Annotated in this window: 22 protein-coding genes; 10 read left to right on the plus strand and 12 right to left on the minus strand. The window is 66.3% G+C overall.

The window, feature by feature from the left end; all coding sequences use genetic code 11:
• Positions 1–42: 42 nt before the first annotated feature.
• From HZZ13_RS11955 to HZZ13_RS11980, 6 genes are all read right to left on the minus strand, one after another.
• Positions 43–882 carry a shikimate dehydrogenase gene (locus HZZ13_RS11955; RefSeq protein WP_197959801.1) on the minus strand — a complete coding sequence of 280 codons (840 nt, stop codon included), beginning with the start codon at positions 880–882 and terminating at the stop codon, positions 43–45.
• Between the two features lie 66 nt (positions 883–948).
• Positions 949–2,691, minus strand: a complete 1,743-nt coding sequence (locus HZZ13_RS11960; protein WP_197959802.1) for a SulP family inorganic anion transporter — start codon at positions 2,689–2,691, stop codon at positions 949–951.
• 104 nt (positions 2,692–2,795) lie between these two features.
• Positions 2,796–3,068: a helix-turn-helix domain-containing protein gene (locus tag HZZ13_RS11965; protein ID WP_197959803.1), complete on the minus strand. Its 273-nt coding sequence runs from the start codon at positions 3,066–3,068 to the stop codon at positions 2,796–2,798.
• 328 nt (positions 3,069–3,396) lie between these two features.
• The gene (locus tag HZZ13_RS11970; protein WP_197959804.1) at positions 3,397–5,445 is read right to left on the minus strand and encodes an elongation factor G; all 2,049 of its coding nucleotides are present in this window, start codon (positions 5,443–5,445) and stop codon (positions 3,397–3,399) included.
• A 290-nt stretch (positions 5,446–5,735) separates the two neighbouring features.
• Positions 5,736–6,215, minus strand: coding sequence for a DUF992 domain-containing protein (locus HZZ13_RS11975; RefSeq protein WP_197959805.1), 480 nt, complete (start codon positions 6,213–6,215; stop codon positions 5,736–5,738).
• Positions 6,216–6,609: 394 nt separating this feature from the next.
• Positions 6,610–7,812 carry a pyridoxal phosphate-dependent aminotransferase gene (locus HZZ13_RS11980; RefSeq protein ID WP_197959806.1) on the minus strand — a complete coding sequence of 401 codons (1,203 nt, stop codon included), beginning with the start codon at positions 7,810–7,812 and terminating at the stop codon, positions 6,610–6,612.
• Between the two features lie 595 nt (positions 7,813–8,407).
• Here HZZ13_RS11980 and HZZ13_RS11985 point away from each other — a divergent pair.
• From HZZ13_RS11985 to HZZ13_RS12005, 5 genes are all read left to right on the plus strand, one after another.
• Entirely contained in the window at positions 8,408–9,058 is a 651-nt protein-coding gene (locus tag HZZ13_RS11985; RefSeq protein ID WP_197959807.1) for a glutathione S-transferase family protein, read from the plus strand.
• Positions 9,059–9,212: 154 nt separating this feature from the next.
• On the plus strand, positions 9,213–9,389 hold the full coding sequence (locus HZZ13_RS11990) for a hypothetical protein (protein ID WP_162832045.1): 177 nt from the start codon (positions 9,213–9,215) through the stop codon (positions 9,387–9,389).
• 73 nt (positions 9,390–9,462) lie between these two features.
• Complete coding sequence (locus HZZ13_RS11995; RefSeq protein WP_122401031.1) at positions 9,463–9,621, plus strand: hypothetical protein; 159 nt, start codon at positions 9,463–9,465, stop codon at positions 9,619–9,621.
• 127 nt (positions 9,622–9,748) lie between these two features.
• Positions 9,749–10,561, plus strand: coding sequence for a PAS-domain containing protein (locus HZZ13_RS12000; RefSeq protein WP_197959808.1), 813 nt, complete (start codon positions 9,749–9,751; stop codon positions 10,559–10,561).
• A gap of 279 nt (positions 10,562–10,840) precedes the next feature.
• The gene (locus tag HZZ13_RS12005; RefSeq protein ID WP_197959809.1) at positions 10,841–11,296 is read left to right on the plus strand and encodes a GNAT family N-acetyltransferase; all 456 of its coding nucleotides are present in this window, start codon (positions 10,841–10,843) and stop codon (positions 11,294–11,296) included.
• Between the two features lie 159 nt (positions 11,297–11,455).
• On the opposite strand, the gene hmuQ is transcribed toward HZZ13_RS12005, so the two are convergent.
• The 3 genes from hmuQ to HZZ13_RS12020 all read right to left on the minus strand — a co-directional run bounded on the left by hmuQ (position 11,456) and on the right by HZZ13_RS12020 (position 14,719).
• Positions 11,456–11,779: a heme-degrading protein HmuQ gene (hmuQ, locus tag HZZ13_RS12010; protein WP_197959810.1), complete on the minus strand. Its 324-nt coding sequence runs from the start codon at positions 11,777–11,779 to the stop codon at positions 11,456–11,458.
• 163 nt (positions 11,780–11,942) lie between these two features.
• Positions 11,943–13,160 (minus strand): DUF1501 domain-containing protein, encoded by a 1,218-nt coding sequence (locus tag HZZ13_RS12015; protein ID WP_197959811.1) that lies wholly within the window; start codon positions 13,158–13,160, stop codon positions 11,943–11,945.
• A gap of 2 nt (positions 13,161–13,162) precedes the next feature.
• Complete coding sequence (locus tag HZZ13_RS12020; protein WP_197959812.1) at positions 13,163–14,719, minus strand: DUF1800 domain-containing protein; 1,557 nt, start codon at positions 14,717–14,719, stop codon at positions 13,163–13,165.
• A gap of 117 nt (positions 14,720–14,836) precedes the next feature.
• Between HZZ13_RS12020 and HZZ13_RS36765 the strand changes: the two genes are divergently transcribed.
• Complete coding sequence (locus tag HZZ13_RS36765; RefSeq protein ID WP_246504396.1) at positions 14,837–15,052, plus strand: hypothetical protein; 216 nt, start codon at positions 14,837–14,839, stop codon at positions 15,050–15,052.
• Positions 15,053–15,115: 63 nt separating this feature from the next.
• On the opposite strand, the gene HZZ13_RS12025 is transcribed toward HZZ13_RS36765, so the two are convergent.
• The 3 genes from HZZ13_RS12025 to HZZ13_RS12035 form a co-directional block, all read right to left on the minus strand.
• Complete coding sequence (locus HZZ13_RS12025; protein ID WP_197959813.1) at positions 15,116–15,814, minus strand: glutathione S-transferase family protein; 699 nt, start codon at positions 15,812–15,814, stop codon at positions 15,116–15,118.
• A 128-nt stretch (positions 15,815–15,942) separates the two neighbouring features.
• A complete protein-coding gene (locus tag HZZ13_RS12030) occupies positions 15,943–16,173 on the minus strand; it encodes a hypothetical protein (RefSeq protein ID WP_197959814.1) in 231 nt (76 codons plus the stop codon).
• Positions 16,170–16,949 (minus strand): sulfite exporter TauE/SafE family protein, encoded by a 780-nt coding sequence (locus tag HZZ13_RS12035; protein WP_197959815.1) that lies wholly within the window; start codon positions 16,947–16,949, stop codon positions 16,170–16,172. The genes HZZ13_RS12030 and HZZ13_RS12035 overlap by 4 nt, the downstream gene beginning before the upstream one ends.
• A gap of 153 nt (positions 16,950–17,102) precedes the next feature.
• On the opposite strand from HZZ13_RS12035, the gene HZZ13_RS12040 reads away from it, so the two are divergent.
• The 4 genes from HZZ13_RS12040 to uvrB all read left to right on the plus strand — a co-directional run bounded on the left by HZZ13_RS12040 (position 17,103) and on the right by uvrB (position 21,628).
• Positions 17,103–18,017 carry a LysR substrate-binding domain-containing protein gene (locus HZZ13_RS12040; RefSeq protein ID WP_197959816.1) on the plus strand — a complete coding sequence of 305 codons (915 nt, stop codon included), beginning with the start codon at positions 17,103–17,105 and terminating at the stop codon, positions 18,015–18,017.
• A gap of 103 nt (positions 18,018–18,120) precedes the next feature.
• Positions 18,121–18,342, plus strand: coding sequence for a hypothetical protein (locus HZZ13_RS12045; protein WP_197953703.1), 222 nt, complete (start codon positions 18,121–18,123; stop codon positions 18,340–18,342).
• Between the two features lie 52 nt (positions 18,343–18,394).
• Entirely contained in the window at positions 18,395–18,622 is a 228-nt protein-coding gene (locus tag HZZ13_RS12050) for a hypothetical protein (protein WP_197959817.1), read from the plus strand.
• Between the two features lie 93 nt (positions 18,623–18,715).
• A complete protein-coding gene (uvrB, locus tag HZZ13_RS12055; RefSeq protein WP_197959818.1) occupies positions 18,716–21,628 on the plus strand; it encodes an excinuclease ABC subunit UvrB in 2,913 nt (970 codons plus the stop codon).
• The last annotated feature ends 106 nt before the right edge of the window (positions 21,629–21,734 follow it).

A 21,734-nucleotide genomic window follows, 5' to 3' on the forward strand; every position in this document is an offset into this window, starting at 1 on the left:
TCCCCAGGAATGGAGAACTCCGAAAGACCGGGTGCTATTCTCTCAAGACTTCGTGAGATCGGCCTCGACCAATGCACGCAGCTCGGCGGTGACCTCGGGCCGCCGCCCGAACCACAGCTCGAAGCCGCCCACCGCCTGATGCAGCAGCATGCCGAGCCCGTCGGCGGTCTTCAGACCGCGCGCGGTGGCCGCGGCGAGCAGCGGCGTCACCAGGGGAACGTAGACGAGGTCGGCGACGACGGCGTCTTGCGGCAGGCGCGCGACGTCGACATCGACCGAAGGCTGGCCATGCATGCCGAGCGAGGTCGTGTTCACAAGGAGCTTTGCACGCGGCAGCACGTCGCCGATCGCGTCCCACGACAGCGGATGCACGTTCGGCCCGAACTGCTGCGCCAGCGTCTCGGCCCGCGCAATGGTCCGATTGGCGACATGCACGCGTTTGATGCCGCGTTCCAGCAGGCCGAACACGACCGCGCGCGAGGAGCCGCCAGCGCCCAGCACGAGCGCCGCCTCGGCCATGTCCCAGCCCGGCGCGCTGGCGTCGAGATTGTCGATGAAGCCTTCGACATCGGTGTTGGTGGAGCGCAGCTCGCCCTCGGCAAACCACAGCGTGTTCGCAGCGCCGACGGCCCTGGCGCGCGCGTCGGGCGTCGACAGCGCCAGCACGGCTTCCTTGTGCGGGATGGTGACGTTGGCACCGACGAAGCCGCGCAGCGACAGCCGCAGCACGAAATCGCGCAAATCCTCCGGCGGCACCGCCTCGATGACATAGCCGCCTTCGATGCCGAGCGTGCGCAGCCAGTGATGGTGGATCAGCGGCGAGCGCGAATGCGCGGCCGGCCATCCGATCAGACAGGCTGCGGGGATCTTGGGCGCGGTCATCTTTCCCTCGGGTCGTTTCCGAGGCGATCCATTTCGCGTCGCGCCCGCTCTGTCAAGCGCGGCCGGTCAGCTCGCAGTCGGCCCGTCGGCGGCGCGGCCCTTGATGTCGGCGATGGCGCGCTCGAGGCTCGTGCGGTAGCGCGCGCGCGGCGGCGTGACGCCGTGGGTGAGCAGCGCGCGACGGACCATGGGCGAGGCCCCCGTGATGAACAGCCTGATGCCCTGGCGGTGCGCCTTGGCGGCGACGCGACCGAGCACGTTGGCCGCGGTCGAATCCAGGAACGGCACCGCGGCGAAATCGACCACGAAGGCCTTGCGCCTGTCGGCGACGCCATCAAGCACGCTGCCGATCGCCGAGGACGCGCCGAAGAAGAACGCGCCGGTGATGCGATAGACCAGCACGTCTTGGTCGACCGCAAGCGCGGAATCGTAGGGAACGCGGTCGCCATTGCCGTCGTCGGGACGATCGGCAACCATCAGCGGCGTGCGCTCCTCGATGCCGGTCATCTCCGCCATGCGATGGATGAACAGCACCGCGCCGAGCGCGAAGCCGACCAGGATGCCTTCGGTGAGATCGCGGAAGATCGTGAGCAGGAAAGTCGCGAGCAGCACCACGGCGTCGCCCCATGAGGAGCGCACGAGCGTCGCGAATTCGTGCTTCTCCGCCATGGTCCAGGCCACCACGACCAGCACCGCGGCGAGCGCGGCCAGCGGGATGTAGCTCGCCAGCGGCGCCGCGATCAGCATGAACAACAGCAGGAACACCGAATGCAGCATGCCCGCGAGCGGCCCGCGCGCCCCGGCGCGGATGTTGGTGGCCGTGCGCGCGATCAACCCGGTGACGCAGATGCCGCCGAACAGCGCCGAGCCGATATTGGCCGCGCCTTGCGCCACCAGCTCGCAATTGGAGCGGTGACGGCGGCCGGTCATGCCGTCGGCCACCACGGCCGACAGCAGCGATTCGATCGCCGCCAGCAGCGCAAACGCGATCGCATCCGGCAGCACCGCCCTTGCCTTCTCCAGCGAGAACGCGGGCAGCACTGGGGAGGGCAATTCGCGCGGAATGCCGCCGAAACGCGAGCCGATCGTTTCCACCGGCAGCGAGAACACAGCACATATCACGGCCGCGAACACGACCGCGATCAGGATGCCCGGCCAGGACGGCCGCCAGACCCGCAAGGCCGCGATGATGGCGATGCTGACGAGCGCGACGACAACCGCCGAGGGATTGACGGTGTGCAAGGCGCCCGCGAGTGCGGCGAGCTTCGGGACGAACTCGCTGGGCTCTTTGCCCGCGAGCGTGATGCCCGAGAGGTCGCGGAGCTGGCTGGCGAAGATGATGACGGCAATGCCGGCGGTGAAGCCGACCGTGACGGGATAGGGAATGAACTTGATGTAGGTGCCGACCCTGAGCAGCCCCGCGCCGATCAGGAACAGCCCCGCCATCATGGTGGCGAGGATGACTCCGTCGACGCCGTGCCGCTCCGCGGTCGCCGCGACCAGAACGATGAACGCGCCGGCAGGACCGCCGATCTGGAACCGGCTGCCGCCGAGCAGGGAGACGATGAAGCCGCCGGCGACGGCGGTGTAGAGGCCGCGGTCCGGCGTCACGCCCGAGGCGATCGCGATCGCCATCGACAGCGGCAGCGCGACGATCGCAACCGTGAGGCCGGCGAAGACGTCGGCGCGGAAATCCGCGAGGCCGTAGCCTTCGCGCCAGACGGTGACGAGCTTCGGCAGATACAGTTCGGCAAACGTCGGCTGACGCAGCTGGTGCAGCCGGCTCGCCTGATCGCTTGTGATGCTCATGTCGCAAGGTGCTCCGCTGGCCCCACAATGCTCCGAAGCATCGTGCGTCCCGAGGTGCGACGATGCGCTAGTCAATCTTGATCCCGGGCACGATCAATGCGCGATCATGTTCCGACGCGGCGCGGCGGCCCCGGCTCCTTCAGGCGAACACCGCGTCCGCCGCTGTCGCTGCGGGCCTGTTCACCGATCAGCTCGACGCCGGCCCGGTCGAACGCCTCGACCACCTTGGTCAGGGTCTCGACCACGCCACGAACATTGCCGGTCGAGGCCTCCATCCGCTGGATGGTCGGCAGCGACACGCCCGCAAGCTCGGCCAGGGTTTTCTGGTCGATGCCGAGCAACGCGCGGGCTGCCCGCATCTGGAACGAGGTGATCACCTTGGTCTCACGTATCAGAGTTTATAAGTGATATTTGGAGCATATACAATGATGTAAAATATATCACCTAGGGGCAGACGCAAGCGCGTCCTCCGTCATTGCAGTCTTGCGCAATAGCTCCGCTCTCGTGCCCCAGACGCGGCGCAGCACGACGTGATGCGCTACAGAGCCGGGGCCCATGCGGCAGCGAGCTCCGTGGCTTTTGCTCTGCGCAGCAATGCTACGCATGCAGCGCGTCCGGGACACGTTGTATGGCTCCGCCCTCTCCCCGTAAGAACGGGGAAAGGGAGAGAGAGGGCGTGCGTCCCTAACTGCGCGAGAGACAGACTCACGCCGCGTGCTGATGGGCGGCGATAATCTGGTCGGCGGCGCGGCCAGTGACTTCGGCCATGTGGTCGAACTGGCGCGTGAAGCTGCCGGCGCCGGCGGTGGCCGAGCGCAACTCCACGATCAGCTCGCCGATCTCCGCTTCCGGCATCATGGCGCGGACACAGTCCCAGCCGGTCCAGCCTTCGCGGGTGTCGAAGCCGAGAATCTGCCCGCGTCGCGCCGACAGGATGGCGTTGATCTTGGCGGTAGCGTCGGTCGGGCAGACGATCTCGACCACGTGGATCGGCTCCAGCAGCACCGGCTGACATTGCGGCAGGCCTTCGTTGAGCCCGACCCGCGCTGCCGTGCGGAAGGCGAGATCGGAGCTATCGACGCTGTGATAGGAGCCGTCGGTCAGCGTCACCTCTACGTCGGTGACAGGGAAACCGAGCGGACCGCGCGCCAGGCCATCGACGACGCCCTCCTCCACCGCCGGGATGTAGTTGCGCGGCACCGCACCGCCCACCACCGTCTCGGCGAATTTGAAGCCGTCACCGCGCGGCAGCGGCTTGATGTCGAGCACGACATCGCCGAACTGGCCGTGGCCGCCGGACTGCTTCTTGTGACGGCCGCGCTGGGTGATCGGCTTGCGGATGGTCTCCTGATAGCCGATCGCAGGCGGATGCGAGGTGACCTTGACGCCGAAGCGGTCGCGCAAGCGCTCGCTGGCCACACGCAGGTGCATCTCGCCCTGGCCCCACAGCACGGTGTCGTGGGTCTTGGCGTTCTGCACGATCATGAGCGAGGGATCCTCCTCATGCAGGCGCATCAAGGCCTGGCCGAGCTTGACGTCGTCCTTGCGGTCGGTGGCCGCGACCGAGATCGCGAGCACCGGCGGCGTCGGCTCGATCGTGATCAATGCCGAGGGCGGCGTCTTGCCGTTCGAAACCGTGTCACCGGTCTTGACCGGATCGAGCTTGGCGAGCGCCACGGTGTCGCCGGCTTCGGCCGAGGCACGCTTGGTGTCGTAGGCGCCGTTGACGGCGAGGATGCCGGAGATGCGCCCTGCGCCGCCGGACGAGGATTGCAGCGTGGCACCGTCGTCGAGATGGCCGGCGAGCAGCCGCGTCAGCGACAGCTTTCCGCCGTGCTGCGAATGCAGCGTCTTGAAGACGTAGCCGAGCGCGTCTTTGGTCTCGGTTACGCCGAGACGTGTTGCGGTCTCCGCGACGCCGGGCGCCTCGTGACGCAGCGCCTTCATCAGGCGCAGCACGCCGTTCTCGCGCGCGGCGGCGCCGAGCAGCACCGGGCAAATCAGCCCCTCCCGCAATTCGCGGGCGAGATCGTCGAAGACGGCGTCGCGCGGCGGCTGGATGTCCTCGAGCAGCTGCTCCATCAGCGCATCGTCGTGATCGGCGAGCTTCTCCAGCATCGAGAAGCGGGCTTCCTTTTCGCGATCGAGATCGCCGCCTTCGAGCGCGATCACCTCGGAGGCCTTGTGCTCGCGATAGATGAAGGCGCGCTCCAGCGCGAGATCGACGAAGCCCTCGATTAGCTCACCCTTCCAGATCGGGATCTGGCGCAGCACCAACGGCACGCGCGAGGCGGGCTGCAGCATCGCGAGGGTCTCGCGGATGCGCTCGTTCGCGCGGTCGATCTTGTTGAGGAACAGGAAACGCGGGATCTTCAGCTCCTCCAGCTCGCGCAGGATGATCTGAAGCTGCGGCAGCTTCTTCTCGTCGGCCTCGCAGACCACGATTGCGGCGTCGACCGCAGGCAACGCGGCGCGCATGTCGTGGGCAAACTCGATGGAACCGGGACAATCGAGGAATGTGTAGCTGTCGCCCATGAAACTCGTGGTGGCGGCAGTGAGGCCGACGGTCATCTTGTGATCACGGGCCTCCGGCGTGGCGTCGCCGACGGAAGTTCCGGCATCGACGCTGCCGGCGCGCGGGATTGCACCCGTTCGCGCCAATATTGCTTCCAGAAGTGTGGTTTTACCGCTTTGGAAAGGGCCCACCAGCGCGATGCACCGTGGACCTCGGGGACTTCTGACGTCTTGTCCCATTCGCCGCCTCCTTGGTGTGGAGCTCGGCCCGTGATTGGGTCGGCAAACGCCGATGCTCTGCCCCTCCCTTAGATTTGGCAAGCATCAAACGTCGCTGCGGTGCGTCGTCAGTGTTCCACCTCTCCCCAGCGGGGAGAGGTCGGATTGCTATGGCGCGCAATTGCGCGCCTGAGCAATCCGGGTGAGGGGCCGCGGCATAGAGTGAGACCTTAACCCCTCACCCGGATCGCATCTTTGATGCGATCCGACCTCTCCCTTCGGGAGAGGTGAAGCAGCACCGCCCCAGGCGCTCAACGGCCCGGACGGAGTTCCAGACTCTCGAGGCCCGCAGCGACGTTGAGGCCGACCTGGCCCTGCACGCTGAGCGGCTGGAGCGCGATCGAATTGTTGGAGCCGCCGACCAGCACGTTGCCGCCGAGGCCGACGCCGATCGAGGCGCTGCCCTGCGCGCCGGCGTAATTGCCGGCGAGGTCGCCGGGGCCGAGCCGGTCGACCGGCGCGAACACGCCCCAGGCCAAAGCCGTCTCCTGGGTGATACCGATGTCGAGGCCGACCTTGCGGATGGTCGCGACATAGCGGTCGTCGGGCAAGCCGTCGGCGCGCAACACGCAGCCGAGATGGGTCACCGACCCCACGATGAAGCCGACGCTGGCGCCGCCGCGGCATTCGAGCACGCCGACCCGCGCCATCCGCTGCTGCGCGCCAGCGTTCACGACGGAGGCAATGAGGCCGGCAGCGGCGAGGCCGGCGAAGAGGAACGAACGGCGCATGAAATATCTCCCGCGATGATGTGATGCGAGCAGAGAGAGCGCCCCACCCGTGTTGCGCGTCTATGCCACAAGAGCCGCGGCCGTGCCAGATCGCACGCGTTTAGAATCGAACTTGCGGAGAGAGGCCCCTCACCCCACCCTCTCCCCGTAAGAACGGGGCGAGGGAGCGAGAGAGCGAGGCGTCCCTCACGATGCAAACGAGCGACCGTCAGGCGCTACTTGAACCTCTCCCCGCACTTCCGCGGGGAGAGGTCGGATCACATCGCAGATGTGATCCGGGTGAGGGGCCGGGCACAACGCCGACCGGAAACAAAGTCCGTCCGACTGCGCTTATAGAAACACCAACAAAAAAGGCCCGCCGAAGCGGGCCTTTGCAATTCGCACTGTCTTCGGCTTACCGCAGATTGCCGCAGAAGCGCTGGATGCGCTTGCAGGCGTCTTCGAGGTCCGAGGTCTTGGTCGCATAGGAGATGCGGAATGCCGGTCCAAGGCCGAAGGCCGAACCCTGCACCACGGCGACGCCTTCGGTCTCCAGGAGCTCGGTGACGAACTGCTCGTCGTTCGAGATCACGTTGCCCGACGGCGCTGTCTTGCCGATGGTGCCGGCGCAGGACGGATAGACGTAGAACGCGCCCTCGGGGCGCGGGCATTCGATGCCGCTGGCCTGGTTGAGCATGGAGACGACGAGGTCGCGGCGCTCCTTGAACACCTTGTTGTTGGCGGGAATGAACTCCTGCGGACCGTTCAGCGCCTCGACGGAGGCCCATTGCGCGATCGAGCACGGGTTCGAGGTCGACTGCGACTGGATCGTCGACATCGCCTTGATGAGCTGAGCGGGGCCGCCGGCATAGCCGATGCGCCAGCCGGTCATGCAATAGGCCTTGGAGACGCCGTTCACCGTGAGCGTGCGGTCGTAGAGACCGGGCTCGACCTGCGCGACGGTGGTGAACTGGAAGTCGTCATAGACGAGATGCTCGTACATGTCGTCGGTCATCACCCAGACGTGGGGATGCTTCATCAGCACGTCGGTGAGCGCTTTCAGTTCCGAACGCGTGTACGCAGCTCCGGTCGGGTTCGACGGCGAGCACAGGATGACCCATTTGGTCTTCGGCGTGATCGCGCGCTCGAGCGCTTCGGCCTGGAGCTTGAAGCCGGTCGCGGCGGTGCAGACCACCGGCACCGGCTCACCGCCCGCGAGTGCGACCATCTCGGGATAGCTGACCCAATAGGGCGCGGGAATGATCACCTCGTCGCCCGGATTGATGGTCGCCATCAACGCGTTGTAGAGCACCTGCTTGCCGCCGGTGCCGACGATGATCTGGTTCGGCCTGTAGGCGACGCCGTTCTCGCGCTGAAACTTCGCGATGATGGCTTCCTTCAGCTCGGGGATGCCGTCGACCGCGGTGTACTTGGTCTTGCCGGCTTCGATGGCGCGGATCGCCGCCAGCTTGATGTTGGCGGGCGTGTCGAAGTCGGGCTCGCCGGCACCGAGGCCGATGACGTTGCGTCCCGCCGCTTTCAGCGCGCGTGCTTTATCCGTGACCGCGATGGTCGCGGACGGCTTCACACGGTCGAGCGCAGCGGCAAGGAAGGACATCATCATCTCCTGGCGAGCGTCGTGAAGCCCTTCGCCTCACGACTCTGATTGTGGGAATGAGCCACCCTAAAACGTGTGCCGCTGCGCCGCAAGAAACTTCGGCCCGATCGCGGAAAAGTTTACGATTTGGCGCGCTCCGAGGCGCGATTTCCCGCAATATTGCGCAACTTTGCCGGCCAAACCCCTCATATCCGGCAAGGCCTGTCCTCGGAGCAATTTCAAGCTCCCTCGCGATCAAAACAGAAGGTCGTCATGGCCGGGCTTGTCCCGGCCATCCATGTTCTTGGTGCGGCATCGCTAAGACGTGGATGGCCGGGACAAGCCCGGCCATGACGATGCGGAGGTTTCAGCGGCTTAGCGTTGGCAGCTCCACCGTCTTCGCACCACGCACGGCGCAATGCCTCCACGCATTGACGCAAGCGTGAACTGAATTGCATCGTCGCGGAAATGATCTTCCTTGGCATTGCAGTGCGGTAGGGTTTTCGAGTTTTTCTATCGGCCGGCTCTTGCGGCGGATTCGCATCGGCATCATTGTTTAGCCGCCTCGCGCGGCAACGAGCGCCGCGTTTTCCTGTCCTCGGATCCGAACGCCAGAATGTACAAACTCTATTCGATGCAACGCTCGGGCAACAGCTACAAGGTCCGCCTTGCGCTGGCGCTGCTCAACCTGCCTTACGAAGCGGTGGAGGTGGACATTCTGCGCGGCGAGAGCCGCACGCCGGATTTCCTCGCGAAGAACCCGTCGGGGCAGGTGCCGCTGCTCGAGGTCGGCGAGGACCGCTATCTCGCCGAATCCAATGCCATCCTGTGGTACGTCGCCGTCGGCACGCCGCTCGCGCCGGAAAACCGCATCGACCGCGCCGAGGCACTGCAATGGATGTTCTTCGAGCAGCACGCGCTCGAGCCGAACATCGGTGCAGCCTATTTCTGGCTGTCGCTGGTCAAGGGCGGCCGCGACCTGCAGACCCATTCGCTGGAGGACTGGATGGAGCGCGGCTATGGCGCGCTCCAGGTGATGGAGAACCACCTCAAGACCAATGCCTATTTCGCCGCGCGCCAGCTCACGGTCGCCGACATCGCGCTGTACGGCTACACCCACCTCGCCGAACGCTGCGATTTCGACCTCCAGGCCTTCCCGGCGATCCGGGACTGGCTGAAGCGCGTCGAAGCCACGCCCGGCTTCGTCACGATGGATTGGCGCCCCGCCGACATCGACGACCCCGCCAGCATCGCCGCGAGCGCCTGACGGCGTGTCCCGCTCCGGCGAATAGCGGGCATAAGGCTATCTTTGCCGCAATCCCGCCACTTTCGGCGCGGTCGCCGCCGCAATGTTGCCGGTTGAAACTGGGAAATTCTGGAAAGTCGCGGGTGATTCGCTCGCGTGTTGAAGGATTTAGACCATGATGCGGGCGTCCGGCACAGCGGGGTTTCAGAGCCCATCCGCTACCGTCGCGTCTTCCCGGCTCACCCATGCTGTCGCGGCCTCGCTCGCCGTCGCCGCGCTCTCGCTGTGCCTGATCGTCACCCTGACGGTGCTGTCGACCAAGGCGACCATGGCGATGGGCCTGCCGGTCTGATTCCCGTTTCATCCTGGACCAGCCTTCAGGGCGCCGTGCGGCCCGCGCCGACCGGCATCGCGACAGGACGTCGATGAAATCACCTGTGGTAGTCGTTGCGATCACCCTGACTGCGGCCATCCTGGTCGCGGCCTCGCTGTTGATCATCGTCGGCACGCGCAAGGGCGCGGGCACCTCGACGCTGAATGCGCCGACGCTGCAGCAGCGCGTCAAGCACGCGCACATGGTCTAAAATCATCCGAAAGCCTTACGCTTGCGCGCAAGCGCGCCTTAAGCACGCTGCACGAAATCGCATCGCCGCCACGCAACAATCGTCAGTGTTGCGCCCTTACCTCGTTCGGGAGGAGCGAGACAGGTCCATGCGGTTTGGATGGCGTGTGATCTCCGGTCCGGCGCTGATGGCAGCGGCCCTGCTGCTGGCGATGCTGCTCGATCGCTTCGTCCCCGCGCCCTCGCCCGCCCCGCTGTTCGTCGGCATCGTGGCTCTCGCCGGCGCGCTCGCAGGTCTCGCCTCCGCCGTGACGACCGCGATCGTCGCGGTGATTGGCGCGGCACTGTTCTTCCTCAATCGCGACGGCGTTTCCGGCCACGGCGCCACCGATCTGGTGCAGCTCGGGCTTCTGGCTGTCACCGCTTTCGGCACCGCCGGCATCACCGGGCTGATGCGCGAGCGGCTGCTCGGCAGCTTCGCGGCCGAGCGCCGCAGCCACACCATCGCCGCACGGCTGTCGGCCGCGCTCGACCAGGTCGATATCGGCATCGTGCTGCTGGATGCCGAAACCCGGGCCGAATTCATCAACCGCGCGTTCCGCGACTATTTTGCGGTGCCGGACGAGATCGCTGACGCGAGGCCCCCCTTCATCGCGCTGATGTATCACGGCCGCGACACCGGCGCATTCGAGCTGCCCGAGGACGAGCTCGGCACCTTCATCGCCCAGCGCATGGAGATGGTGCGGGTCGGCGATGCCACGCCGATCAACATCAAGCTGCGCAACGGCGAGGTGCTGCGCTTCGTCTGCACCGCACTACCCGACGGCGGGCGGATGCTGAGCTACACCCCGGTGACCGACCTGGTGCGCCACACCGATGCGCCGGCGAGCGCCGACTATTACCGCTCGCTGCGCGATCCCGCGAACCGCAAGCTGATCCGGTCCTTGCGCGTTGCAGAGTAGAGCGTGTTGAATTCAAGCTCCGCTGGTTGCTTGAGGTTCACCTCTCCCCAGCGGGGAGAGGTCGGATTGCGCAGCAATCCGGGTGAGGGGCCGCGTCAATCGGTGAGAGCGTAACTCCTCACCCGGATCGCATCTTGCGATGCGACCCGACCTCTCCCTACGGGAGAGGTGATCCGAATTCTGAGCCGGCACCGACTCAACCAATCCTCATCTTGACGCGATTGATTGCCTCGCCCTTCATCACGTATGAAGGATACTTCATCGATCGCGGAAATTCTCATGTCGCTCATCATTCGCGCCGTCACCAGGCTGGATTACGATCAATGGCTGCCGCTGTGGGACGGCTACAACGCCTTTTACGGCCGCTCCGGTCCGACCGCGCTCGCGCCCGAGATCACGCGAATGACGTGGCAGCGCTTCTTCGATGCCTATGAGCCGATGCATGCGCTGGTCGCCGAAAGCGATGGCCGCCTGCTCGGGCTGACGCATTATCTGTTCCATCGCAGCACCACCGCGATCGAGCCGTCCTGCTATCTGCAGGACCTGTTCACATCAGAGGCCGCGCGCGGCAAGGGCGTCGGCTCGGCACTGATCCATGGCGTCTACGAACGGGCGAAGCTGGCGGGATCGCCGCGCGTCTACTGGCAGACGCACGAGACCAATGTCACGGCGCAGCGCCTGTACGACAAGGTCGCGGAGCGCTCCGGCTTCATCGTTTATCGCAAGATCTTCTGAGTCGGAGGGCTGTGGATAACTCCGCCTGTCACCCGCGCGTAACACAGCAAGGCTACGCTGCCCCTGCGTCTGGTCAGGCCCCCGTCACCGATCATGCGCCCCAAGCGGTCCCCGTCAGTCGCCGCGTCTGACAGGGGCCGCATTTTTTTGCTGGCCGCGCTACTTGGCGCCGCGCGCCACGGTCTGCATCACTTCGAAGCCCTCAAACTGAGGATGGCCGAGATAAAGCGGCTTGTTGTCGCCGGCCTTGTGATGCGCTGCGCGAAACGCTTCCGACTTGGTCCAGGCCTCGAACACCGCATAATTCGCCCATACGGTGTGCGAGGCGTACAGCGTGTGGTCCTCGGCTTCCGGGCCGCGCAGCAGATGAAACTCGATGAAGCCCGGCACCTTGTCGAGATGGGTATCGCGCGTGAGCCAGACCTGCTCGAAGGCAGCCTCGGAGCCCTTGGCGACGCGGAAGCGGTTCATGGCGATGTACATGGTGTGGTGTCTCCTGATGCTGCGCCATTATCTCGTCATTCCGGGACGCGCCGCAAGGCGCGGGCCCGGAATCCATTTTGAGGCAAAACCCGTGGATGAATGGCTTCTCAGATGCGCAATTGCGCATCATAGTTCGCGCTTTCGCGCGCCCCGGAATGACGGCTTACACGACCAGCCCCTTCATCGGCCTTGCGCTTGCGCTGTCGGGAAACACCGTCTCGGCCAGCACGCGATCGGACAGGCCGAACTGGTCTTGCAGCACACCTTTGATCACCGAGCGCAGATCCGTCGTCGGCTTGAGGTCGCGGCCCTCATACAGGTTCGCGAGCTTGAGGCCCGGCCAGTCCGCGATGACGCGGCCGCCTTGCACCGCGCCGCCGGCGAGCAAGGCGACCGTGCCGGTGCCGTGATCGGTGCCGTCGGTGCCGTTGATGCGCGCGGTGCGGCCGAACTCGGTGGCGACGACCACGACGGTGTCGCGCCAGCGATTGCTTAAGCCGCTCTCGAACTCGGCGAGCGCGCCGTCGAGGCCGCCGAGCAGGAAGGCGAGGCGCCCCACAGGGCCGCCTTCATTGGCATGCGTGTCCCAGCCGTCGAAGGCGAGCGCGGCGATGCGCGGGCCGTCATCGGCCGCCATCAGCTTTGCGGCGCCGCGCGCGACCTGCCGCATCTGTGCGACGGCGTTGCCGCGCGCAGCTTTCATGTGGTCGCCGCTCGCCGCCTTGTCGAGCTGGAGGCCTTGCGACAATGCGGAGGCCAGCGCGGGATCGCGATGGCGGTAGAGTTCGACCAGGCGCATCGCGGTGTCGTCATCGGCCTGCGGCAGTGCGACCGGCGCCCAGCCGACGGTGGGCGCGCTGCCGCGCAGCACCAGCGGCGTGGTGGGGCCGACCGCAAGCCCGCTCGACACGCGCTCGCCGCGCGGCAGCGCTTCCAGCGCGCGGTTGAGCCAGCCGGATTGCACGCGGCCGGGACCGGCATAGCCGCTTTCGAGCACGTCCTGGCCGTCGAAGTGCGAGCGGTCGCGATAGGGCGTCGCCACCGCGTGGATCACCGCCGCGTGCTTGTCGCGATACATGCGCGCAAACTCCGGCATCGCCGGATGCAACGCGAAGAACGAGTCCAGCATGATCGCGGGATGGGCACCGTCGGCCGCAAGCGCGATCGATCCGTGCAGGCCGGCATAATCGGGATCGCCGAGCGGCGCGACGGTCGAAAGACCGTCGAGCGCGCCGCGCAGGATCACCACGATCAACCGCGGATCGCGCCCGTCGGCCGCGCGGGTGAATTTCGGCAGGTAAGCCCAGGCCGCAAAGCAGGCGCCGCCGAGCAGGAGACCACGGCGCGATGTGAGAAGCCGGTTCTCGACGCAGTCGGTCATCATCATCTCCTCTGCATTTCCGGCGACATCAACAGCAGCGCCAGCGCCTGCTGCCGCGACTCCGCGCGCTCGATGGTCCGCCGCGTCTCGGCCGAGGCGGCATCGGCGGCGGCGAATTCCAGCAGGTCGAGCGGATCGATGTTGTTGCCGAGCCGCGCGCCGATCTGCGCCGCGATGTCGAGCCTGAGCTTGATGCCTTCAGGCGCGGCCCAGGCGGCGTTGGTATCAGGAAAGCCGTTGGGGCCCGGCGGCGACCACAGCGGCTGGCCGAGCAGATTGAGGTTGTTCAGATAGGCACCGGGATCCTCCGGCACGCGTGCCAGCAGCCGGCCGCTCGCAACCAGGAAATCGTATGGCGAGCGCATCTTGGTGAGCGGCGCCTTCCATGCTTCATCGGAATCGACCAGCGCCGTCGCCAGCGCCTTGAGATCGCCGTCGGTCTTGACGAAGACGTCGCGCAGGCGCGCAACGAGCGCCGGCGGAGGCTCGTCCGCGACGAAGTGACGGACGAACTTGGTTGCGATGAAATTCGCCGTCGAGGGATGCCGCGCGAGATCGGCGAGCGCGGCTTCGCCCTGTGCGAGGCCGGCCTGATCATAGGTCTTGCCGAGCAGGACCTGCGGCCCGGGCTGATGCGCATTGGCGTTGAAGACGAAGGAGCCGGGGAGCCCGAGCTGCCCTTGCCTGCCGGCAAAGGTCCAGCCGGTGATGATGCGCGCGAGCGAGGTGACGTCGCCTTGCGTGTAGCCGCCGCCGACGCCGAGCGTATGCAGCTCCATGATTTCGCGCGCGAGATTTTCGTTCAGCCCGCGCTTGCGGTTTTGCCCCGCGCGCGAGTCAGGTCCAAGCGATTGCTGGTTGTCGAGGAAGAACAGCATCGCCGGATGCTGCTCGACCGCCCTCAGCATGTCGGCGAAGCGCCCGAGCACGTGCGGCCTGATCGCCTCGCGCTCGAACGCGCCGGCCCAGATCCGCGCCAGCTCGCCCTTGCTGGCGGAGATGCAGAAATGATTGGACCAGAACACCACGAGGCGCTCGGTGAAGCCGCACTCGGCAAGCGTGGCGCGCTGCAACCGCGCCAGCGCCTCGGCGCGAAAGGTTTTCTGGATCACGTTGAGCGGCTGCGGCGCGGGCTTGGCGGCGGGCTGCGGCGCGGCCGCGTTCGGCTGCATGGTCTCGGGCTGCGGTGCGCTGCCTGCGGGCTTTGCATCGGCCATTTGGGCGGTGATCTCTGCCGCGGCATTCAGTGAGAGATTGCGGCGCAAGGGCGGCTTCTGATCGGCAGGCGCTTGTGCCGGCGCCTCGGCGGGCGCAGCGGTCTTCGCCGCCTCACGCGCCTGCTTGACCTCATCCTGATAGGCAAACACGGCCTGCCCGAGTTGCGGCGTCGATCGCAGGCCCGGCGCTTCCAGCAGCACGCCATTGGGGCGCGAAAGCTCGGCCTTCACGAAGCCGCGCGGATCGGAGCTTGCGTTGACGAGATCGCCCGATGCACCTCCGCGGGCGCCGAAGCCGAAGCGATTGAGCGCGACGAGGGCGGCTTGCGAATCGCGGGCCATCGATGATCTGTCCTTCGCGCGTCGGGAGGTGCTATCCTGCGACGCGGGCGGCGCGTAATATACCGCGGCGGCAGATGAACCCGACATGAAAATGACGGCGAAGCTTCGACGTAGATCATGACAAATCCGAAAGAAATGCCGGCAGCGCCGGCATTTGCGCGCCGTCTCACCTGTTCCCGTTGCGGCAGCGAATTCGGCTGCGATATCTCAGGGACCTGCTGGTGCGCGGGGGAGACGGGACGGCTGCCGATGCCGGTCGCGGGCGAGGACTGCCTGTGCCGGGAATGTTTGCGGAAAGCGGCGGCGTGTAGCCCGGATGGAGCGCAAGCGTAATCCGGGAATCATTCCGCGCACGCAAATCCCGGATTGCGCTGCGCTCCATCCGGGCTACGAAGATCACACCTCATGCCCCGGCGACTTCCGCGCCATGCCGTCGAACGCATCCAGCAGCTTTTCGCGCCAGGCATAGACCGGATCATCCGCTTCGAGCAGCTTGAACGGGCTGACCACACGCGCCCATTGGAAGCCGCCGAACGCGATATAGTCGGCGTAGTTCGGCGCATCCCCGCCGATGAAGGGCTGCGTCTTGAATGTCTGACGCATCACCTCCAGCGACTTGCGGAAGGCGATGACGCCGGCATCGCGGCTTGCCATGATCTCCTCGAGAGTCTTGCCGCCGAAGCGCGCCTCGCGCGACTTGCGGAAATAGGCGGCATCGACCTCATTCAGATTCTTCGGGATATCGGCGATGATGAGCGGAAAGATGCCGCCGACGATGGCGATGTCGCCCCACGCATTGATCATGCGCGCCATGGCACGGCCGCCCGCGCCGCCGAACAGCGACGGGCGATCCGGAAAATGGTCCTCGAGATAGTTCGCGATGGTCCAGGAATCGACGACGGGCTTGTCGTGATGCAGCAGCACGGGAACCTTCTCCGAGCCGTGCGGGGCAAGCGCGCTCTTCTCCGTGAAGCGCCAGGGTAGCGACTCCGCCGTCAGCCCCTTGTGCGCCAGCGCCATCCGCGTGCGCCAGCAATACGGGCTGAACGGGCGCGCGGAATCGGTGCCGACGAGTTCGAAGAGTTTGAGTGACATGAAAGGCGCCTCCACTGGCTCTGTCATTGCGAGGAGCTGATGCGACGAAGCAATCCAGTCTACCGCCGCGAAAGGCATTCTGGATTGCTTCGCTTGCGCTCGCAATGCCGGTGTGGAGGAGGTGCGCGTCACCGCCCGTTGGCGCGCAACAGCCTCTCGCCGCCGTCCGTCACGGCAATGACGAGCCCAAGGCCTGGCCGAGTCTCGCGCGCGACGTAGCCGCGCTCGGCGGCGTCCTCCCAGATGGTGAGGCGCGGGCACGAGGTCTTCCAGGTCGCGAGCACCTCGGCGTAAGCGCGCGGCTCGCGCGCGACCCATTCGACGAAGTCCAGCACCAGCGGATCGGCGGTCTCGCTCATTGCAAACCTCCCTTGTCGAAGGCGGCCAGAACCGGCGCACGCAGCAACAGCCAGCCGCCATGGGCGATGTAGTAGCAGGCGATCGTGGTGATCAGCTTGTTCGACCAGGCGATGAACTGCTGGTCGGTCATGGCTTCGAGAATGCGCCGCGCCAGCGTGGTGCCGAGCATCGAGGCTGCGACCGCGACGACGGCGAGCACGGGATCGAGGCTCGCGGCCTGGTCGATGATGCCGCCGAAATAAATCAGCTTGGTGAAATGGCTGACGAGCTGGCACATCGCCTTCGTCGCCACCTTCTCGCGCCGGCCGAAATCGCCACCGAGGAAAAAGGTGTCGAGCAGCGGGCCGGAGACGCCGGTCATCAGCATCAGGCCCATGCACATCGTGCCGTAGACCGTGCCCTGCCAGAGACGGTCGGGATCCGGCTTGACGTTCGCGGGCAGGAGCCGCGCCATGAACGGGGTGATGCCGAGCAGCAGCAGCGCCGTCGGCTTGTCCGGCACGTAGCGGGTCAGCGACCAGGCGGCGAGCGCCACAGTCGCGCCGACCATGTAGTTCGCCACCGGCCGCCAGCGGATATGCGCCCGCCACAGGAACGCGCGCCACCCGTTCGACGCCATCTGCGTGATCGCATGCAGCACCATGGCGGTCGGCAGCGGCATCAGGGCCAGCAGCACGCCGATCAGGATCAGCCCGCCCGCCATGCCGAACAGCCCGGACAGGAACGCCGTGGCCACCATCAGCAATCCGAGGGCAGCGATCATGATGGGGGTCACGAGGGCAATCTCCTGAGAGCGGGTGAGGAACGCAAACTGTTTCACTCCCTCGCCCCGCAAGCGGGGAGAGGCGAAGGGAACGTGCCTCGCTTGCGCGTTTTCCGCAAACTGAGTTATCTTGCCCTGGCATCAGCTTTCCTGAGGGTGGGTCATTTGCGGCGGCTGCTGTTTCTCAACGGCATCAAGGCGTTCGAGGCGGCAGCGCGGACCGGCAGCTTTGCTGCGGCCGGGCTGGAGCTGAGCGTGTCGGCGGCCGCCGTCAGCCGCATGGTGCATTTGCTCGAAGAGCGGCTCGGCGTCGCCTTGTTCGAGCGCAAGGCCAATCGTCTGGTGCTGACGCAGGCCGGCCGCGCCTATCAGGGCGGGTTGACCCCGATCTTCGATGCGCTGGCGAGCCTCACCGCGCAGGTGACGGCGCCTGCAAGCGTGCGCGTGCTCACCATTGGCGTCGGTCACACCTTTGCGATGCGCTGGCTGATCCCGCGCCTGTCGGAGTTTCGCAGCGAGGAGCCGGACATCGAGGTGCGCTTCACCACCGGCGGCGCCGCGGTGCCGTTTGGCGAGGACTGGAGCTGCGGCATCAAGCTCGGGACCGGCGACTGGCCCGGCCTCGTCGCCGAGCCGCTGTTCGCCGGCGACCTCACCCCCGTCTGCGTGCCGCGCCTCGCCGCCGGATTGAAGCGCCCGGCCGACCTGAAGGGACCGAGCCTGATCCGCGTCGCGCACTCACCCGAGGACTGGCCGATCTGGCTGAAGGCAGCGGGCACGGCTCGGATCAATGCGCGCGGGCCCGAGTTCCAGTTCTACGGCCAGGCGCTGCAGGCTGCGGCCGACGGGCTCGGCATCGCCATGGGTATCCGCCCCTATATTGACGACGATCTCGCCGCCGGCCGGCTGGTGGCGCCGTTCGACCTGTCAGTGCCCAAAGGCATGCGCTGGTATCTCGTCTATCGCAGCTTCCAGACCGAGCAGCGCGACTTTGCCGCCTTCCGCCGCTGGATCATGCGGGCGGCGTCGGAACCCGCCGCCCGGCCGCGTAAGATCGGCCGTGCCGCAGCGCGGAACTGACGCCGGGCGGCAAAAAAGCCGCCTGCTTGTGAACGGCTTCACATCCCAAAATCCGCAAGCGTGGTCTTCTGACCCTCCGAAAAGAAACGTGGGACCTACACTCATGACGACCCTCTACGACGGCTTTGACATCGAATCCTTTGAAGCTGGCAAGGGGCTGTGGCACGCGCGGATCCGCCGTGCCGATCTCAGCCCGGTGGCCATCGACGGCGTGCTGTTTCCGGCCATGGAAGTCGGCTTCGCCTGGCCCGATCGCGATGCCGCGATTGCCGATGCCAAGCACCACATCGATCGCTTCCGGCGGCGGGCCGGCGACGACAGATAGGCGATCCGCAGGCGGACCAGACGACAGGGCGGCGCAAAGGGGGAAACCGGACGTGTCCTTCATCGAAACCGACGCGGCGCAGCCGCGGATCTACGCCCGCGCAGTACTGTCCAACTGCCCGGAATGCGACGGCGATCTCGCGGTGCTCCGCGTGATCGGCGGCCGCGCCGGATGCGAGTACTGGGCGATGCACTGCACCGAGTGCGGCGGCATTCATCTCGACATCCTCGAGCCGAATGTGAGCGCCGGAGACGACGAGGGGCCGCTGCCGGCGGCGTGAACCGCAAGGCTGCTGCCAACCTGCTGTCAGCAGCCTGCGTGGCCGCGGGCATTCGCCCTTTATCGCAGGGCGGACTCGTCCCATATTCGCCTCATGGCGAAGAAACCTGCATCCTCCGAAAAATCCGGCAAATCCCCCAAGACCAAGGCTCCGAACTCGAAGGCCCATCGGCCTGAGGTGCAGCCGATCGGGCCGGCGCTGGCCGAATTGCTCAATCCCGCGATCAATCGCGGCGATGCGGGCTTGGGATCGGGCACCGGCCTGCAGCCGCCGCCGGACAATTCGCGCGACCGCCGCGCCGGGGGCGAGGCCGCCGCGCATCGCGCGCGGGCTTCGACGCCGAAGGACTTCCCCAGCGACCACCGAGCAGGACTGGAGGAGGCACCGCAGGCCAATTACGGCACGGCGGCCACGATTCCGACCCTCGATCCGGAACTGGCGCGGCAGCTCGGCCTGCCCACGGAAGAGGACGACGCCGAGGCGCTGGCGCGCCCGCCGCGGTCCAAGATGGAGGCGCTCGGCGTCAAGGCCACCGCGGATGCGCTGGAATCGCTGATCCGCGAGGGCCGGCCGGAGTTCCGCAAGGACGACGGCTCCATGAAGGTGTGGACGCCGCATCGGCCGCCGCGCCCGGAAAAATCCGAAGGCGGTGTGCGCTTCGAGATCAAGTCGGCCTACGAGCCCAAGGGCGACCAGCCGACCGCGATCGCCGAGCTGGTCGAGGGCATCAACCGCAACGACCGTTCGCAGGTGCTGTTAGGCGTCACCGGCTCCGGCAAGACCTACACTATGGCCAAGGTGATCGAGGCGACGCAGCGCCCGGCGCTGATCCTGGCGCCGAACAAGACGCTGGCCGCCCAGCTCTATGGCGAGTTCAAGAATTTCTTCCCGGACAACGCCGTCGAGTATTTCGTCTCCTATTACGACTATTATCAGCCGGAAGCGTATGTGCCCCGCACGGACACGTACATCGAAAAGGATTCCTCGATCAACGAGCAGATCGACCGCATGCGTCACTCGGCGACGCGCGCGCTGCTCGAGCGCGACGACGTCATCATCGTGGCCTCGGTGTCCTGCATCTACGGTATCGGCTCGGTCGAGACTTACACCGCGATGACCTTCGCGCTGAAGAAGGGCGAGCGTATCGACCAGCGCCAGCTGATCGCCGACCTCGTCGCGCTGCAGTACAAGCGCACCCAGGCCGATTTCACCCGCGGCACGTTTCGCGTCCGCGGCGACGTCATCGACATCTTCCCGGCGCACTATGAGGACCGCGCCTGGCGCGTGAACCTGTTCGGCGACACCATCGAGAATATCGAGGAGTTCGATCCGCTCACCGGCCACAAGCAGGACGAGCTCGAATTCATCAAGATGTACGCCAACTCGCACTATGTGACGCCGCGCCCGACGCTGGTGCAGGCGATCAAGTCGATCAAGTTCGAATTGAAGCAGCGGCTCGACCAGCTCAACAACCAGGGCCGCCTGTTGGAAGCGCAGCGGCTGGAGCAGCGCACCACCTTCGACCTCGAGATGATGGAGGCGACGGGCAGCTGCGCCGGCATCGAGAACTATTCGCGCTATCTCACCGGCCGCCGCCCCGGCGAGCCGCCGCCGACGCTGTTCGAATACGTGCCCGACAACGCGCTGATCTTCGCCGACGAAAGCCACGTCACCATCCCGCAGATCGGCGCCATGTTCCGCGGCGACTTCCGCCGCAAGGCGACGCTGGCGGAATACGGCTTCCGCCTGCCCTCCTGCATGGACAACCGGCCGCTGCGGTTCGAGGAATGGGACATGATGCGGCCGCAGACGATCGCGGTGTCGGCGACCCCGGGCAGCTGGGAGCTGAACGAGAGCGGCGGCGTCTTCGTCGAGCAGGTCATTCGCCCGACCGGGCTTATTGATCCTCCCGTTGATATTCGCCCCGCCCGCACGCAGGTCGACGATCTCGTCGGCGAGGTGCGCGCCACCGCGCAAGCGGGCTACCGCTCGCTGATCACGGTGCTCACAAAACGCATGGCGGAGGATCTCACCGAATATCTGCATGAGCAGGGCATTCGCGTCCGCTACATGCACTCGGACATCGACACGATCGAGCGCATCGAGATCATCCGCGATTTGCGTCTCGGTGCCTTCGACGCGCTGGTCGGCATCAACCTCTTGCGCGAAGGCCTCGACATTCCCGAATGCGCGCTGGTCGCCATTCTCGACGCCGACAAGGAAGGTTTTCTGCGCAGCGAGACCTCGCTGATCCAGACCATCGGCCGCGCCGCGCGCAACGTCGACGGCAAAGTGATCCTCTACGCCGACCAGATGACCGGCTCGATGGAGCGCGCCATCGCCGAGACCAACCGCCGCCGCGAGAAGCAGGTCGAGTACAACAACGCCAACGGCATCACGCCGGAGAGCGTGAAGAAGCAGATCGGCGACATCCTCAACTCGGTCTACGAGCGCGACCACGTGCTGGTCGAGGTCGGCGGCCACGACATGACCGACGACGTCATCTCGATCGGCCACAATTTCGAGGCCGTGCTCGCCGATCTCGAAACAAGGATGCGCGAGGCCGCCGCCGATCTGAACTTCGAGGAAGCCGCGCGCCTGCGCGACGAGGTCAAGCGCCTGCGCGCCACCGAGCTCGCCGTGGTCGACGACCCCACCGCCAAGCAGCGCATTGTCGCGGGCAAGGCCGGCGCCTATGCCGGCACGAGGAAATACGGCGATGCTGCGAACCTGCCGGTCAGCGCCATGAAGAACAAGAGCGCCGCAACCGCGCTCAAGGCCGGCGGGGCCAAGGGCTCGCGCGTGCACAAGCCGCATCTCGACGAGATGCACGGCCCGGAATCGCTGCCCTATCGCGAGAGCCGCGCGCTGCCGTCAAAGCCGTTCGGAAGCACCAGCCGCATCATCCAGCCGACGGACTCACGGCAGTCGGGGCCGGAGTTCGGGCCGGCGCCGAAGTCGACGGGCGGCGCGCCGGGCCGGCGCGGCGGGTGGAAGAAGAGGTAGGCGCGTAGGTTCATCCGCGACTTTCGTGGTTATGGAGTCTCAGATGCGCAATTGCGCATCATAGTTCGCCGCTCTGCGGCGCCCCGGAATGATACGAGGAGAGATT

The sequence above is a fragment of the Bradyrhizobium agreste genome, assembly GCF_016031625.1.
Classification (GTDB): Bacteria; Pseudomonadota; Alphaproteobacteria; order Rhizobiales; family Xanthobacteraceae; genus Bradyrhizobium; species Bradyrhizobium agreste.

Excerpts from the sequence above, each read along its gene's own strand:
- HZZ13_RS11955 (WP_197959801.1), bottom strand. The coding sequence starts at position 882 with ATGACCGCGCCCAAGATCCCCGCAGCCTGTCTGATCGGATGGCCGGCC.
- HZZ13_RS11960 (WP_197959802.1), bottom strand. The coding sequence starts at position 2,691 with ATGAGCATCACAAGCGATCAGGCGAGCCGGCTGCACCAGCTGCGTCAG.
- HZZ13_RS11970 (WP_197959804.1), bottom strand. The coding sequence starts at position 5,445 with ATGGGACAAGACGTCAGAAGTCCCCGAGGTCCACGGTGCATCGCGCTG.
- HZZ13_RS11975 (WP_197959805.1), bottom strand. The coding sequence starts at position 6,215 with ATGCGCCGTTCGTTCCTCTTCGCCGGCCTCGCCGCTGCCGGCCTCATT.
- HZZ13_RS11980 (WP_197959806.1), bottom strand. The coding sequence starts at position 7,812 with ATGTCCTTCCTTGCCGCTGCGCTCGACCGTGTGAAGCCGTCCGCGACC.
- HZZ13_RS11985 (WP_197959807.1), top strand. The coding sequence starts at position 8,408 with ATGTACAAACTCTATTCGATGCAACGCTCGGGCAACAGCTACAAGGTC.
- HZZ13_RS11990 (WP_162832045.1), top strand. The coding sequence starts at position 9,213 with ATGATGCGGGCGTCCGGCACAGCGGGGTTTCAGAGCCCATCCGCTACC.
- HZZ13_RS11995 (WP_122401031.1), top strand. The coding sequence starts at position 9,463 with ATGAAATCACCTGTGGTAGTCGTTGCGATCACCCTGACTGCGGCCATC.
- HZZ13_RS12000 (WP_197959808.1), top strand. The coding sequence starts at position 9,749 with ATGCGGTTTGGATGGCGTGTGATCTCCGGTCCGGCGCTGATGGCAGCG.
- HZZ13_RS12005 (WP_197959809.1), top strand. The coding sequence starts at position 10,841 with ATGTCGCTCATCATTCGCGCCGTCACCAGGCTGGATTACGATCAATGG.
- hmuQ (WP_197959810.1), bottom strand. The coding sequence starts at position 11,779 with ATGTACATCGCCATGAACCGCTTCCGCGTCGCCAAGGGCTCCGAGGCT.
- HZZ13_RS12015 (WP_197959811.1), bottom strand. The coding sequence starts at position 13,160 with ATGACCGACTGCGTCGAGAACCGGCTTCTCACATCGCGCCGTGGTCTC.
- HZZ13_RS12020 (WP_197959812.1), bottom strand. The coding sequence starts at position 14,719 with ATGGCCCGCGATTCGCAAGCCGCCCTCGTCGCGCTCAATCGCTTCGGC.
- HZZ13_RS36765 (WP_246504396.1), top strand. The coding sequence starts at position 14,837 with ATGACAAATCCGAAAGAAATGCCGGCAGCGCCGGCATTTGCGCGCCGT.
- HZZ13_RS12025 (WP_197959813.1), bottom strand. The coding sequence starts at position 15,814 with ATGTCACTCAAACTCTTCGAACTCGTCGGCACCGATTCCGCGCGCCCG.
- HZZ13_RS12030 (WP_197959814.1), bottom strand. The coding sequence starts at position 16,173 with ATGAGCGAGACCGCCGATCCGCTGGTGCTGGACTTCGTCGAATGGGTC.
- HZZ13_RS12045 (WP_197953703.1), top strand. The coding sequence starts at position 18,121 with ATGACGACCCTCTACGACGGCTTTGACATCGAATCCTTTGAAGCTGGC.
- uvrB (WP_197959818.1), top strand. The coding sequence starts at position 18,716 with ATGGCGAAGAAACCTGCATCCTCCGAAAAATCCGGCAAATCCCCCAAG.